We start from the raw sequence: 13,733 nt of genomic DNA, 5'->3' as shown, positions 1-13,733 counted from the left end.
TCCTGCTGCAATTGTCATTGGCTCGGCGCTTCGGATTGTTCGAGCAGATCGAGGGCCAGAGTCTGGGCGGTAGCGAAGTTGGCGGCATAAAAAACCTCGCCCGAGCCCCGGCCAAGCTCCACCTGCTCGAGCATCGATCGCGGTTGCGACCGAAGGCCGGAGAGAATGATCCGGGCGCCGACGATGTGAGCCTGTTCGACAAACTCCTCAAGAGCGCGCAGCCCGCTGGCATCGAGCAAAGGCACGAGTTTCAACCGCAGGATGATGACCCTGGGCGAAGCGCCGACATTGCGAAGAGTAGTAAGAAGCTCACCCGCGACCCCGAAAAAGAACGGGCCGTTGACCCGGAACACCTCGACGCCCTTCGGAAGCGAGTCGCGCTGATCCGCGTCCTCGTCATCGAGGTCTATATCCTGCCTGCCGCTGGTATCGACCTCGAACGCCTCGGCCATGCGCGCCATGAACAGCAGCGAGGCCAGCGTCACGCCGACGCCGATCGCCACCGTGAGATCGACCAGCACGGTCAGGCCGAAGGTCAGCAGCAACACGATCCGGTCGCTGCCGGGCATGCGCAGCAGCGCAAGGAAGCGCTCGTATTCACTCATCCCCCAGGCGACCATGAACAGGATTGCAGCAAGTGCTGCCATGGGCACGAATGCCATCAGCTCGGTGCCGAACAGGATGAACAGCAGCAGGAAGACGGCATGCAGGATCCCCGCGACCGGGGTCTTGGCGCCGGCACGAATATTGGTAGCCGTGCGGGCGATGGCACCGGTCGCAGGCAGGCCCCCGAACACGGCCGAGCCCAGATTGGCGATACCCTGGCCGATCAGCTCCTGGTTGGAGCGGTGCCGCGTCCCGGCCATGCCATCTGCCACCACTGCCGAGAGCAGGGCCTCGATCCCGGCCAGGAAGGCAATGGTGAATGCCGAAGGCAACACCGCGGTGATCTTGGTGAGCGAAATTTCGGGGAGCGACGGCATCGGCAAGCCGGAAGGCATATCGGGAAAGCGCGAACCGATGGTATCGACTGGAAGATTGAGCACGATTACGGCGACTGAACTCACTACAACCGCAATCAGGAACCCCGGCAATTTGGGTGCAAGCTTGCGCAGGCCGACAATGATGGCGAGCGCCGCCGCACCCACCCCGAGCGTTGCCCAGCTGATGCTCGACATGGCAGTGAAGTAGGCCTGCCATCTGGGCACAAACTCCGCAGGGACATCCGTGATCGATAGCCCGAGGAAATCCTGCACCTGGGTGGTGGCGATGATGACCGCGATACCCGCCGTAAAACCGGTCACAACGGGATGCGGAATGAACTTGATCATCTGACCCAGCCGAAAGACGCCAGCAGCGATGAGGATCAGCCCTGCCAGGAGCGTGGCGATCAGCAGGCCGTCATAGCCATGCTGGGCGATGACGTTGAAGATGACGACGACGAAGGCGCCGGTGGGGCCTCCGACCTGGACGCGCGAGCCTCCGAGCGCTGAAATCAGCAAGCCTGCGACAACGGCGGTGATGAGACCCTTGTCGGGGGACGCGCCGCTGGCGATGCCGAGCGCCATGGCCAGCGGGAGCGCCACGATGGCAACGGTGAGACCGGCAATCGTATCGGCCCGGAATGTGCTGGCCGTATACCCCTCCCGAAGCGTTGTTATCAGCTTGGGAGTGAAGGTATTGGTCGTCACCTGACAGGCTCACCGGTGGCGGGTTTGTCGTAAAGGATAGACTGCCCGCGACCGCTGCGGCCGCCAGCGCCCGGCTCATGCAGGCGAACTCCGCGGCCAAGGCCGCTGCTTGGCGCATTCTCGCCCAGCAGCTCGATTCCCGCGGTCTCGAGTGCGGTAATCACCTTGACCAAGGTATCGACGACGCCGCGCACCTGACCGTCGGAAGCCTCCATTCGCTGGATGGTCGGCAGCGACAGGCCGGCGAGTTCGGCAAGCTGTCGCTGGTCAAGCCCGAGAAGCGCGCGGGCGGCGCGCATTTGCTGTGATGTGATCATTTGTACTCTATGATGCTTTATACATCATTTATCAATCTTAACAATCGAAGTAAAGTCTGTATATGTCCGTTATGGTATTCACTGAATCAGATCTTCCCAAGCACAGCACCGCTAGCACGAGCCTGCCCGTCAGCGGCGTAAACGCCCATCTGCGGCTGATCCCTCGTGATCCGGAAAATTATCGAGTGGTTCTGACGTTCCATCATGCCGATGGATCGCTGTGCGAGGCTGCCCTCGGCCCGAGCGAGGCAACAGAGCTGATGTCCGAAATCGCCGGGGTCATCGACCAGGGCAAACATCAAGACTCTCACCGTGACTGATACGAGTAGCTGGAGGATCAGTATGATGGACGGGTCCATGGGTCCGCCTGCGTGGCGCGCCCGACCGGACGGACATTCTTGCAGGCGAAAAGCCGGGCCGACCATAGCGGCGGAAAATGACGATGCGATGCCGGTGTCCCTCATGGGACGCCGAACGCTATTGCTGCATCACAATTCGCATGCCTTCCTTGGGATGTTGCAGGCCCGATTGCATGCAAACGCCATCTGAAATGGTTCGGGAAAAGCCAGACTTCATTCCCGCTCACGAGTCGCCACCGGCGACCGGGAGCATCGTCCTGCCCGCCTCGGGCTGGGCGGCGATCCTGCGCGGTCTGCGTGGAAAATGCCCTCGCTGCGGCGAGGCGCGACTGTTCAGGCGATTCCTCAAGCCGATCGCCCGTTGCCCCCATTGCTCACTGGACCTGACCCATCAGCAAGCGGATGACTTTCCGGCTTATCTCTCGATCCTGGTAACTGGACATCTTCTGGCGCCACTCATCATCGCCCTGACCCGCGATACAGGCCTTTCGATTGCAGCACTCATGGCGATAATCATTCCCCTTGCCGTTTTGCTTCTGATCGCACTACTTCAGCCAGCAAAAGGGGCCGTAATTGCCTTGCAGTGGTGGTTCGGCATGCATGGATTTCGCACTGAGCGCGCAGGCGCTACGTCCGACAAAACCGAGCTATAGCATTCGAATCTGGCTCTGCATCTGTATCGAACCGGTTCGCGTCGCTGGGAATGATCTGTATTCATATCCGGCCGCCAATTCTCGAGATTTCTTGGATTGCACCTGAACCGGAGAGAGGTCCCGTTCGGCCAGCTGCGCGCCAATCGCTCCACGCTCCTTGTAGAAACGACAGATAAGTCGCGTCATGAACTGCGGAGATCGGTTCTATCCCGAAGTCTTGGGTGAAGATTCGGATAAGGTCGACCGCCCGCAGGTTGTGGGTATCGCCTCGTGACCTAGGCCACGACCGGCTCCAATATCCGGATGCTTCCGAGGTCGGCGTCGATCTCCGCCCGGACCCCGACGGGCAGGCTGAGCTGGTTGGCGATGTGGCCGATATTCGCCCCATAGAACGCCGGCACCCCGAGCGGGGCGAGATATTGGTGGAGAAGCTCGGGAATGGTGAAGCCGATGTAGTCCTCGACCCTTGATCCGCAGCGCGTGCACCGGCCGAAGACCACCCCTGCGACCCTGCCGAGAATGCCGGAAAGCGCCAGCTGGCTGAGCATCCGGTCGATGCGGTATGGAGCTTCGCCCGTGTCCTCGAGAAACAGGATCGCGCCGTCGAAATCGGGTAGCCACGGCGTCCCCACCAGCGCGGTGAGCACCGAGAGATTGCCGCCGAGCAGCCGCCCGCGCGCCTTTCCCGAGCGGATGGCGACGGTGCGCCAGCGCTCCTGCGCGATCGGGTCATCGGTCCTGATCTGCGGGTTGCGAAACGTCGGCGTCGCGCCGGCGAAGGCGAGGTGCCACAGGCTGTTCCAGCTGATTTCCTGCCAGCTGTTGCCGGCATTGGGCGAATGGATCGTGGGAAATCCTGCCCGTTCCGCAAAGGCGAGGTGAAGCGCGGTGATGTCGCTGAAGCCGATCAGCAGCTTGGGATTGGCGCGGATGGTTTTCCAGTCGAGGAAGGGCAGCAGCCGCGCGCTTCCCCAACCACCGCGCACCGCAAAGACCGCGCGCACCTCGTCGTCGGCGAACATCGCATTGAGGTCGGCGGCGCGTTGCCGGTCGGTGCCCGCGAGATAGCCGTGGCGGGCTCCGACATGAGCGCCGACCCTGGGAACCAGCCCCATCGCCCGGATGGTGTTCTCGACCGCCTCGATCTGCGCCGGATCGTCGCTGAAACCGGCAGGCTCCACCAGCCCCACCGTGTCGCCGAGCCGGATCCGCGGCGGCTTGCGCGGAGTGCGGGCACCCGCGGGAACCGCGCGCAGGGCAAGCGCCGCCGGAAGCGCGCCGAGGCCCTGGATGATGGTGCGTCTGTCGGGCATAGCCGCTCATAGCAGCGGCGTTGCCGCTCGCCACCCTTGCAGCAACCGAAGAGTCCGGCTTCGCTGTTCGCTCGGCGTTTGCATCGCATGCCCGTGGTGCGGCGGTGCGAGGGCTGGAGGAAGGTCCAGACCGGACATGACCGCGGGCAAAAAAGTATTCCCTTCGACGCCCAAGTCTTTAAGGCCGTTTCGGACGAAGAAGGGGCAGGGGTTGCAGAGACAAATTGCAGTGGTCGCAGGGCTGTCGCTGGTGTTGGCTGGGTGCGCGACGCCGACGGCTCTCGAAACCGCTCCCGAGACGGCTATCTCGGTTCCTTCATCTTGGGTCGCCGACCCGGCGCCGGTCACGCTGGACACTGCGCAATATTGGACCTTGCTGGGCGATCCTTTGATCACCGAGCTGGTCGGACTGGCGATCGTCGAGAACCGCGACCTTGCCATCGCCGCCGCGCGCCTGGCGCAGGCGAGGGCAGGCGTGCGTCAGGCACGGGCGGGCTATTTGCCGCGGCTGGACGGCAATGCCGGGGTCCGGCGCGATATCGGCGATTTCGCCGACGATGATTTCGGGTTCTCGCTCGGCGCTGATGCGCAGTGGGAAATCGACCTGTTCGGCAGGATCGGCTACAATGTGGCGGTGTCGCGCGCGGAACTCGCCGCGGCGGGATACGCGCTCTCCGATGTGCAGCGGCTGATCGTCGGGCAAGTCGCGCAGATCGCCGTATCCGCGCGTGGGAGCGCGGTCCGGCTGGGAATCGCGCGCGAAACTCTGACGGTCCAGGACGACAATCTCCAGATCGCGGTCTGGCGCCGCGAGGCTGGGCTGGTCTCGAGCCTCGATGTGGAACAGGCGCGCGCGCAGCGGGCGCAAACCGCCGCCATCATCCCCGCGCTGGAAGCCGAGCTGGCGGCCCGCACTTACGCCCTTTCCACGCTTATCGGCGAGCCGCCGGGCCGGGTGCTTTCCCTGTTCGAGGCAGATGCGCGCGCGATCCCGGTACCCCCGGAGAGCATCGGGTTCGAAGCCCCGGCCGAGGTCTTGCGGCAAAGACCCGATGTTCGCCAGGCCGAGGCAGCGCTGATTGCCGACAGCGCCCGCATCGGTCTCACGCGGACCCAGCTGCTGCCGCTGGTGCAACTGACCGGAAATATCGGTACCGGCTCGATCGGGCTCGGCAGTCTCTTCGACACGATCACCGGTGGCCTGCTTGCCGGGATCAGCCAGATGATTTTCGACGGCGGCCGAACGCGGGCGCAGATCGACGCGGCGGAGGCCGCGGCTCAGGGTTCTCTCGCCAATTGGGAGCAGACGATCCTGCGCGCGCTCGAAGAAGTGGAAAGCGCCGCGGTCGACCTGCGCGCTGCCCGCGCGCGCGTCGCCCTGTTCGCCGTCGCGCTGGAGGCGGCCGAGAACGCGGCGATCCTGGCGCGCAGCCAGTATGAAACCGGGCTGATCGATTTCGAGACGCTGCTGCTGGCCGAAAACCAGCTCCTCTCCGCGCGCAATTCGCTGGCGTCGAGCGCGGTGGAGCGCGCGAGCGCCTTCGTTCGCCTCACGCAGGCGCTGGGCGGCGGCTGGGATGGCGAGCCTGACGATATGGACGAAGGAACTCCGCGATGAGCGAGACTGTGCCGACCCAAGACAACGGCGATATCGAGGAATTCCTGGGCGAGAAGCCGCGCCCGCGCTGGCGTCGCTGGATGAAGTTCTGGCTGCCGGCGCTGGTCCTGGTGATCCTGGCGCTGCTGGTCTCGCGCTGCGTCGGGGGCGATGAGGCGCCCGGCTATATCACCGAGGAAGTGGTGTTGCGCTCGCTCGACCTCACAGTGACGGCGACGGGGAATCTGCGGCCGACCAACCAGGTCCAGGTCGGTTCGGAAGTGTCGGGACGCATCGATCGCGTGTTGGTGGATGTGAACGATCGCGTCGTCCCGGGACAGGTTCTCGCCCAGATCAACACCGATGTGATCGAGGACCAGATCACCCAGGCGCAGGCCAATCTCAACGCCGCCCGTGCCCGGGTCGAGGAAGCGCGCGCGACGCTCGACGTCGACCGCGCGCAGCTCGCGCGGTTCCGCGAGGTTTTCAAGATCTCCGACGGACGGGTGCCATCGCAGGTCGAGCTCGAACAGGCACAAGCGGCTGTGCGGCGGGGCAACGCCACCGTGGCTTCCGCACAGGCCAACGTCCGCTCTGCCGAGGCGCAACTGTCCTCCGCGGTGACGAACCGCAACCGCGCGGTGGTCCGTTCACCCGTCGCGGGTATCGTGCTGGCGCGGCAGGTCGAGCCGGGGCAAACGGTTGCCGCCAGCTTTAGCACACCGACGCTGTTCATCATCGCCGAAGACCTTTCTGCCATGCAGCTGCAGGTGGCGATCGACGAGGCCGATGTCGGTCAGGTCGACGAAGGGCAGAAAGCCAGCTTCACGGTCGATGCCTATCCGGGGCGCCGCTTTCCGGCGGTGGTCGAGCGGGTCGATCAGGCGAGCAGCAACACCGCGTCCGAGGCGAGCCAGCAGGCGAGCGCGGCCGCGCAGGCCAATTCGGTGATCAGCTACGAGGCGCGGCTCTCGGTGAACAATCCGCAAGGCCTGCTGCGCCCCGGGATGACCGCGACCGCGACCATCGCCACCCAAAGCACCGGGCGGCGGTTGCTGGTTCCCAACAGCGCATTGCGCTTCAGGCCCGAGGATGCGGAGCAGGAGGAGGGCGGCGGCGTCCTCAACCCTTCGATCGGTCTCGAGCAGAACGAACAGCGTGCCACTATCGGGGTCGGAAGCCGGCAGCAGGTCTATGTGACGCAGGCCGATGGTACGCTCAAAGCGATCGAGGTCGTGACCGGGCAGAGCGACGGGCGGCTGACGGTCGTACGATCGGACGAGCTGAAGGCCGGCATGGAAGTCGTGACCGGGATCGAGGCCAACGCTCCATGAGCGAAGCGCCGCTGATCGAACTGGTGGGGATCACCAAGACCTTCGGCGAGGGCGCGGCGGCGTTCCAGGCGCTCAAGGGCGTGGATGTCACGATCGAGCGCGGCGATTTCGTGGCGATCATGGGCCCCTCGGGCTCGGGCAAGTCGACCACGATGAATATATTGGGGTGCCTCGATGTCCCGACGGCGGGGATATTCCGGTTTCACGGGGTCGAGGTGCAATCGCTCGATCGCGACCAGCGCAGCCTGCTGCGGCGCAAATACCTCGGTTTCGTGTTCCAGGGGTTCAACCTGCTGTCGCGCACCACCGCGATCGAGAACGTCGAGCTCCCGCTGCTCTATCGCGGCGAGACCAAGAAGGCGCGGCGTCTTTCCGCGCTGCGCTCGCTCGATCAGGTCGGACTGGTGCCGTGGGCCGATCACACCCCGGCTGAATTGTCGGGCGGCCAGCAGCAGCGCGTGGCCATCGCCCGGGCGCTGGTGACGCAGCCCGATGTCCTGCTGGCCGACGAACCGACCGGCAATCTCGACACCGAGCGCTCGATCGAGATCATGGAGCTGCTGACCCGGCTCAACCGCGAGGGCATAACCATCATCATGGTCACGCATGAGAAGGAAATGGCCGCCTTCGCCAACACGATCGTCCATTTCCGCGACGGGCTGGTCGAATCGGTCGAGCGCGGCAATCTGGCCAAGCGCGCGGCGGAAGTGCTCTGATGTTCGGCATGTTCGGCGCCACCCTGTTGCTGTCCTTTCGCGAAATCCGGCGCCACCTGCTGCGCTCGTTCCTGACCACGCTGGGGATCATTATCGGCGTTGCCGCGGTGATCACCATGGTGACGCTGGGCAATGGCGTGACCGCCTCGGTGAAGGAGGAGATTTCCTCGCTCGGTTCGAACGTCTTTATCGTCTTCCCGACCGGCGGCGACAGGGGGAGGCCGCGGCCCTTCGATCGCGACGACATCGAGGCTGTCCGCAACCAGATTGCGGGCGTGGTCGAGGCGGCGGGCAGCGTGACTGCCCCCACGACCGCGTTCAACAACGGGCAGGACTGGTCGACGAGTGTCGAGGGGGTGGAGAACGCCTATCTGCGTGCCCAGACGATCGATATCGCGCAGGGCCGCCCCTTCACTCGGGAAGAGGAAAGCGGCGGCAGGAACGTGTGCCTGGTCGGCCCCAAGGTGGTTGCGGCGATCTTCGTTCCTGGTGCCAGCCCGCTCGGCGAACAACTGCGGCTCGACCAGGTATCGTGCACCGTCATCGGCGTGCTCGAGGAGCGCGGTCAGGGTGGTGGCGGGCAGGATGCCGACAATGTCGTGATGATGCCCCTCAAGACGGTGCAACGGCGCTTCACCGGCAGCGACAATATCCAGAGCTTCGTGATCAAATACGATGCCGCCTATTCGAGCGCGGCAATTCAGGATTCGCTGGTCGAGCTGCTGCGCGAGAGGCGGCTGTTGCAGGTCGGAACCGACAATGATTTCAACGTCATCGACACCGCGCAGGTCAATCAGGCGCTGGGCGCGGCGACGGGCGCGCTGACCGCGATGGTGGCGGTGATCGCCTCGATCAGCCTGCTGGTCGGCGGGATCGGGATCATGAACATCATGCTGGTCTCGGTGACCGAGCGGACCCGCGAGATCGGCATTCGACTCGCGATCGGTGCGCTTGCGCGTGAGGTGCGGCTACAATTCCTGACCGAGGCGGTGGTGCTGTGCTGCTTCGGCGGCCTGCTCGGGATTGGCCTGGCCTTTCTGTTCTCATGGGGCCTTGCCGGGCTGATCGATGTTCCGTTCGTATTCGATCCGATGATCAACATCCTGAGCTTCGTCTTTTCCGCCGCGATGGGGATCCTGTTCGGCTACTACCCGGCGCGCCGCGCATCGAAACTGGATCCGATCGATGCGCTGCGGCACGAATGAGCGCCGCGGCGGAGGTCGCGTAGACGTGCCGTCGCAGATCGACGAGCGGATCGGAGCAACCGCCAAGGCCGCGGTTCCGACAGCCAAGCGCGCGACAGTGCCGATTCACGATGCCAGGCGCGCATCCGATACCATGCCGGGTGCGCGCTTGCCTCGTTTCTTGCGACGGAGCACGCGTTCCATCCAGCCCGCGTTTTGATGCGGCAAGGCGAGCGCCGCGAGCAGCTGGAAACCCGCCGCCGCCGAAAGCACACCGCCCGATAGCAGTTGAGGCACAAACGCGAGCCCGATCAGCACGGCCAGCCCGCTCAGCCCGGCGCCGATCAGCACCATCCGCAGTGGCGCATGGCTCGAGAGCTCGCGGCGGATGCCGATCATGTGACGCGGGGTATGGAAGGCGCAAAAGAACAGCGCGAAGCCGATCAGCGGCGGCAGGACGAACAGCGCCGCGATCAGTCCGGCGAACAGCGCCGGGCGGTGCCAGTTGATGGTGCGCGCGGTGACCGCCAGCCCCACTGCGGCGATGAGGATGGTGACCGGTGCCAACAGGAGGAAGCCGCGGCTGACAGCGAGGCCCGCCGCCTCGCTGGACATCGCCGCGAAAATCGAGGCGACCGTATCGGGATGGCCCACGCCGATGGCGCAAAGCGGCGCGAAGCCGAGCGCGGCGCGGAACAGCGGTTCCTCGACCTCGGGCCAGTCCTCGGCAAAATGGACAATCGCCGTCAGCAGGAACACCGGCAGGATCACTTGCGGCGCGATCCGCCAGCACACCAGCGCGAAGATCAGGATCGCCACATAGAGCGCCACGAAGGCCACCAGCGAGCGGCGCCCCAGTTGCGCACGTTCCATCACGCGATGGATGTCGAAAGCGCCATGCGGCAGGCCCCCGGCCAGGAAGACCACGGTCGCGACCATGGGCAGCGAGGGGCTGGTCGTAAGACCTGGCGCCGACACAACCAGCAGCGCGGTTGCCAGCGCCGCCGCCTGCAACCACGGCAAAGCCGCTGCCGATCCGAGGATCGACAGCGGCTCCCTTGCCAAAGCGGCACGCGGCTGGGTCAGACCGGCAGCGCCTCCTTGGCTTCCTGACGCTCGTCCGCCAGCGAGGATTCGATCGCCGATTTGCGGACTGCGATCAGGTAGATCATGATCCCGACCACGGCCTTGGCGACGAGGTCGGCGATGGTGTAGCCGATCTGGATCGTCGTCTCGGCGGTCGCTCCGGTGAGACCGATGAAGGGCGCCATATAGACGATGGGATAGAAGCCCCAGCTGGCGAAGGTGAGCAGTCGCGCCTGCTTGAGCAGCTTGCGCACACCCTCGTGCTGGTTCGCGATCGAGGCGCCCAGGCCGCTGAACAGCTCATACACGATGTAGAGGAAGGGAATGGTCGACAAGGTGCCCCAGATGGCGCGCGTGGTGTTGTCGTCCGCGATTTCGCCGGGATAGCCGAGCACGATCATCAAGGCGGCGGCAAAGCCGAGCTTGAGGGATTTGCTGACGGTCTCCGAGCGCGAGAGACCCATCACCAGGACCAGCTCGATCAGCAGCAGGGGAACGGTCAGCAGCCAGTCGACGTAGCGATAGGCATCGTTGAAGGCGAGACCCGAGGCGATGACCCGCCCGCCCTCGACCACATAGGCGGCTTCCCAGCTCTCGAAGATGCGGAAATAGTGATAGGCGGCGATGGCGCAGACCAGGCCGGAGATGGTGACTGCAGTCTTGTATTTGGGGGCCACCTGGCTGCGGCTGATCCACAGGAACAGCGTTGTCGCGGCCATGGCCGCGAGCGTGAAGGAAAAGGCGTTGTAAACGAGCGAATACTGGAATGACGAAAGGGCTTCCATCGCGCTGCTCCCTGTTGGTTCTGCCGGTCGTTGCGACCCGCTGGATAGCGTCCGCCCGACTTGCGACCTGCGACAGTAAAAGCCAGGACCCGACGTTTGGACGACGAACAAAGGGTTAAGCGTCGCCGATAGCGAAGCAAATACGGGCTTTGGTCGGTATGGGGAGTAGGTCTTGCTTTTGGCGAGAGACCGGCTGGTTCAGTCGCCGGCTTCGACCGCGATGCGCACCAGATCGGCCGCCGTTTCGAGGCCGAGCTTCTTCATCACGATGCCGCGGTGCATCTTGACCGTCTTTTCGGCAAGGTCGAGTTCCGCAGCGATCTGCTTGTTGCGGAGCCCCTGCGCAACCATCCGGGTCACGTCAAGCTGGCGGGGTGAAAGCGTTTTCAGCATGGTGGCGGCCCGTTCGCGCCTGGCCAGGCTGATCTGCGGCTGGTCGTCCACCAGCTCGATCTGGCTGCCGAGAAAATAGAGCAGTTCGTCCGTTTCGTCATAGATCGGCGCGATTAGGACCGCGTTGCGAAAAGGCTTGCCGTCCTTCTTGTAGTTCAGGATTTCCACCAGCACCGGCTGGTGGTCGCGGACGCCCTGGCGGATCCGCTCGGTCAGCCAGGGCTCCGTTCCCGGGCCGGAGAGGAACCGGCAATTGCGTCCGATAATCTCGTCGACGCCATAACCGGTCAGCTCGATGAAGGGCTGGTTGACGCAAATGATCGGATTGTCGGGCAAGCGCGGATCGGAAATGACCGAGGCGATCGGGCTGGCTTCGATCAATTGCGCCGCCCATACCGCAGGCTCTGGGCGCTTTTCGCCGGGATCACTCGCTGCAGTGGCAGTTGCTTCGTTGACGATGCTGGTTCCCACGATAGCGATGAGTATCCGCCAGACGGGGCCGAATTGCAATGGGGATAGCCTGTCTGATTGCCTTTCTACCGGCGTTGCGCCGGGTCGATCGAGCTATCCCAATTGCGTGATCGCGAAGATCAGAATCACCGTGTAGATCAATATGCTGATGATCAGGAATAGCGGATTGACCCGGTCCGGCAGGCTGGCTTGCGCGAGCTCGCGGAACCGGCCGAGCAATTCGGGCCAGGTGTAGGAAACGAAATCCCCTTGGGTCATGACGGCGATAATCTTGCCGCCACTGTCGACGATGGGGAGGCGGCGGAACCGCTCGTTCGACATCATCCGCAACCAGTCGACCAGCTCGTCGTCCGCCTTTGCGGTCCGGACCGGCGATGTCATGATCTGCTCGACCTTTGTGGTCTTGGGATCGAGTTCCGCCGCGATCAGGCGGCGGAAAATATCGCGTTCGGTCATCATCCCGATGACGCAATCGTCGTCATCGACGACGATGATCGAGCCGAAGTTTTTCTCGGCCATCTGTTTTACCGCTTCGAACACGGTTTCGGACCGTGCGCAGGTCAGCGGTTTGGCCTTCTGGAAGAGCTCTTTGCGGTCGCTGATTTTCAATGAGATACCTCTTCATCGAGTCATAGGGTGCGTCGGCCCTTGGATACGGCTGAAACAGTCTCGCAAACAAGGTCGTCTGCTGAGGCGGAGGACCATCACAATGCGATGGCCCTCCGCAGGCAGATCTCGACGTTAGCCAGGAAGCGACACGGCGTCCGTGACGTGAATGACGCCGTTGGACTGCATGACGTCCGCCTGAGTAACATGGGCCATTCCGCCCTTGGCGTCGGTGAGCATCACGCGGCCGCCCATCACGCTGGCCGTCAGCTGGCCGCCCTGAACCGTGGTCAGGCGCGCTTGTCCGCCGCCCGCTTCGATCATTGCCAGAAGTTCGCTCGCCGTGACCCGACCCGGCACCACATGATAGGTCAGCACGGCCTGGAGGGTTTCCAGATTCGCGGGCTGAAGCAAAGTGTCAACCGTGCCTGCCGGGAGCTTGGCGAATGCGGCGTTGGTCGGCGCGAAGACGGTGAAGGGGCCGGGGCCGGACAGGGTTTCGACCAGCCCAGCCGCCTTAACCGCCGCGACCAGCGTGGTATGGTCGCTCGAGTTGACCGCATTTTCGACAATCGTCCGCGAGGGATACATCGTGGCGCCGCCAACCGTCGTCGTTGCGGGGGCAACATCGGCGTTGGCGTCATTCATCGTCGTGCAGCCGGCGAGCGGGACGAGGGCGAGCGTCAGCGCCGCGGTTGTGGTGAATTTGAGCATGGTAATCCTCGATTGGTTATGGGGGAACCTTAGTCTAAACCAAGCTCCCGCAGTCCTGAATACGGCCTTTGTGCCGTAGTTATCGCCTCGGCGGTGCCTTACTCTCACGAATGCAATTCGTAGATTGAGCGATCTTTCGGGCAATCAGTGCCATCGACGATACAGGTCCGCGATGCGACGAGGTGATCAGTGGGGCGTGAAGGCCGCGATCAGTGTCTCGCCGAGATTGGCTGTGCTGAACGGCTTGATGAGCCGAGGGGCGCAATCGAGGACTTCGTCGCCGAGTTTGCGCGTCCCGTATCCCGTCACCACGACGAAGGGAATCGACCCGGCCTGCAAGGCTTCGGCTATCGGCGCGCTGCTGGTGCCGTCGAGATTGGCGTCGAGCAGCGCTCCGTCGATAGCGCCCTTGGCCACACACTCGAGTGCCTGCTCGATCGTCCCGACCGGCCCGACGACTTCGCATCCGAAATCCTCAAGCAGCATGGCGATGTGCTCGGCAACCATGAATTCG

Annotated in this window: 15 protein-coding genes; 6 read left to right on the top strand and 9 right to left on the bottom strand. The window is 64.0% G+C overall.

Annotation, left to right across the window (positions count from 1 at the left end; all coding sequences use genetic code 11):
• Window positions 1–14 precede the first annotated feature (14 nt).
• Both ACWIKC_RS09965 and ACWIKC_RS09960 read right to left on the bottom strand, forming a co-directional pair.
• A complete protein-coding gene (locus ACWIKC_RS09965) occupies window positions 15–1,691 on the bottom strand; it encodes a SulP family inorganic anion transporter (RefSeq protein WP_454597350.1) in 1,677 nt (558 codons plus the stop codon).
• Entirely contained in the window at window positions 1,688–2,008 is a 321-nt protein-coding gene (locus ACWIKC_RS09960; RefSeq protein WP_454597349.1) for a helix-turn-helix domain-containing protein, read from the bottom strand. Before ACWIKC_RS09960 ends, ACWIKC_RS09965 begins: the two co-directional genes overlap by 4 nt.
• A gap of 62 nt (window positions 2,009–2,070) precedes the next feature.
• Between ACWIKC_RS09960 and ACWIKC_RS09955 the strand changes: the two genes are divergently transcribed.
• Window positions 2,071–2,328, top strand: a complete 258-nt coding sequence (locus ACWIKC_RS09955; protein ID WP_454597348.1) for a hypothetical protein — start codon at window positions 2,071–2,073, stop codon at window positions 2,326–2,328.
• Between the two features lie 212 nt (window positions 2,329–2,540).
• The gene (locus ACWIKC_RS09950; protein WP_454597347.1) at window positions 2,541–3,020 is read left to right on the top strand and encodes a DUF983 domain-containing protein; all 480 of its coding nucleotides are present in this window, start codon (window positions 2,541–2,543) and stop codon (window positions 3,018–3,020) included.
• 275 nt (window positions 3,021–3,295) lie between these two features.
• Here the strand turns inward: ACWIKC_RS09950 and ACWIKC_RS09945 are convergent, their stop codons facing one another.
• Window positions 3,296–4,333, bottom strand: a complete 1,038-nt coding sequence (locus ACWIKC_RS09945; RefSeq protein ID WP_454597346.1) for a S66 peptidase family protein — start codon at window positions 4,331–4,333, stop codon at window positions 3,296–3,298.
• A gap of 211 nt (window positions 4,334–4,544) precedes the next feature.
• Here ACWIKC_RS09945 and ACWIKC_RS09940 point away from each other — a divergent pair, with 211 nt between their 5' ends.
• Genes ACWIKC_RS09940 through ACWIKC_RS09925 form a run of 4 tightly spaced genes read left to right on the top strand, consistent with a single transcriptional unit; the run spans window position 4,545 to window position 9,185 of the window.
• The gene (locus ACWIKC_RS09940) at window positions 4,545–5,951 is read left to right on the top strand and encodes an efflux transporter outer membrane subunit (protein WP_454597345.1); all 1,407 of its coding nucleotides are present in this window, start codon (window positions 4,545–4,547) and stop codon (window positions 5,949–5,951) included.
• Window positions 5,948–7,264, top strand: a complete 1,317-nt coding sequence (locus tag ACWIKC_RS09935; protein WP_454597344.1) for an efflux RND transporter periplasmic adaptor subunit — start codon at window positions 5,948–5,950, stop codon at window positions 7,262–7,264. The genes ACWIKC_RS09940 and ACWIKC_RS09935 overlap by 4 nt, the downstream gene beginning before the upstream one ends.
• Window positions 7,261–7,980 (top strand): ABC transporter ATP-binding protein, encoded by a 720-nt coding sequence (locus tag ACWIKC_RS09930; protein WP_454597343.1) that lies wholly within the window; start codon window positions 7,261–7,263, stop codon window positions 7,978–7,980. Before ACWIKC_RS09935 ends, ACWIKC_RS09930 begins: the two co-directional genes overlap by 4 nt.
• Window positions 7,981–7,988: 8 nt before the next feature.
• A complete protein-coding gene (locus ACWIKC_RS09925) occupies window positions 7,989–9,185 on the top strand; it encodes an ABC transporter permease (protein WP_454597342.1) in 1,197 nt (398 codons plus the stop codon).
• Window positions 9,186–9,290: 105 nt separating this feature from the next.
• Here the strand turns inward: ACWIKC_RS09925 and ACWIKC_RS09920 are convergent, their stop codons facing one another.
• From ACWIKC_RS09920 to ACWIKC_RS09895, 6 genes are all read right to left on the bottom strand, one after another.
• Complete coding sequence (locus tag ACWIKC_RS09920) at window positions 9,291–10,142, bottom strand: Brp/Blh family beta-carotene 15,15'-dioxygenase (protein WP_454597341.1); 852 nt, start codon at window positions 10,140–10,142, stop codon at window positions 9,291–9,293.
• Window positions 10,143–10,246: 104 nt separating this feature from the next.
• Entirely contained in the window at window positions 10,247–11,035 is a 789-nt protein-coding gene (locus tag ACWIKC_RS09915) for a bacteriorhodopsin-like (protein ID WP_454597340.1), read from the bottom strand.
• A gap of 198 nt (window positions 11,036–11,233) precedes the next feature.
• Complete coding sequence (locus ACWIKC_RS09910) at window positions 11,234–11,809, bottom strand: LuxR C-terminal-related transcriptional regulator (RefSeq protein ID WP_454599482.1); 576 nt, start codon at window positions 11,807–11,809, stop codon at window positions 11,234–11,236.
• A gap of 183 nt (window positions 11,810–11,992) precedes the next feature.
• Window positions 11,993–12,508, bottom strand: a complete 516-nt coding sequence (locus ACWIKC_RS09905; RefSeq protein ID WP_454597339.1) for a CBS domain-containing protein — start codon at window positions 12,506–12,508, stop codon at window positions 11,993–11,995.
• Between the two features lie 132 nt (window positions 12,509–12,640).
• Complete coding sequence (locus tag ACWIKC_RS09900) at window positions 12,641–13,219, bottom strand: fasciclin domain-containing protein (RefSeq protein ID WP_454597338.1); 579 nt, start codon at window positions 13,217–13,219, stop codon at window positions 12,641–12,643.
• Window positions 13,220–13,405: 186 nt separating this feature from the next.
• Complete coding sequence (locus ACWIKC_RS09895) at window positions 13,406–13,726, bottom strand: response regulator (RefSeq protein ID WP_454597337.1); 321 nt, start codon at window positions 13,724–13,726, stop codon at window positions 13,406–13,408.
• Window positions 13,727–13,733: the final 7 nt, after the last annotated feature.

Source organism: Qipengyuania sp. SM2507 (assembly GCF_053714505.1).
The sequence above is the reverse complement of the archived record's forward strand: the minus strand, read 5'-3'. Positions and strand labels throughout refer to the sequence as shown.

Bases quoted from the DNA above. Each gene is read 5' to 3' on its own strand.
- ACWIKC_RS09930 (WP_454597343.1), top strand. From the start codon at position 7,261: ATGAGCGAAGCGCCGCTGATCGAACTGGTGGGGATCACCAAGACCTTC.
- ACWIKC_RS09915 (WP_454597340.1), bottom strand. From the start codon at position 11,035: ATGGAAGCCCTTTCGTCATTCCAGTATTCGCTCGTTTACAACGCCTTT.
- ACWIKC_RS09935 (WP_454597344.1), top strand. From the start codon at position 5,948: ATGAGCGAGACTGTGCCGACCCAAGACAACGGCGATATCGAGGAATTC.
- ACWIKC_RS09960 (WP_454597349.1), bottom strand. From the start codon at position 2,008: ATGATCACATCACAGCAAATGCGCGCCGCCCGCGCGCTTCTCGGGCTT.
- ACWIKC_RS09895 (WP_454597337.1), bottom strand. From the start codon at position 13,726: ATGGTTGCCGAGCACATCGCCATGCTGCTTGAGGATTTCGGATGCGAA.
- ACWIKC_RS09925 (WP_454597342.1), top strand. From the start codon at position 7,989: ATGTTCGGCGCCACCCTGTTGCTGTCCTTTCGCGAAATCCGGCGCCAC.
- ACWIKC_RS09945 (WP_454597346.1), bottom strand. From the start codon at position 4,333: ATGCCCGACAGACGCACCATCATCCAGGGCCTCGGCGCGCTTCCGGCG.
- ACWIKC_RS09900 (WP_454597338.1), bottom strand. From the start codon at position 13,219: ATGCTCAAATTCACCACAACCGCGGCGCTGACGCTCGCCCTCGTCCCG.
- ACWIKC_RS09950 (WP_454597347.1), top strand. From the start codon at position 2,541: ATGCAAACGCCATCTGAAATGGTTCGGGAAAAGCCAGACTTCATTCCC.
- ACWIKC_RS09955 (WP_454597348.1), top strand. From the start codon at position 2,071: ATGTCCGTTATGGTATTCACTGAATCAGATCTTCCCAAGCACAGCACC.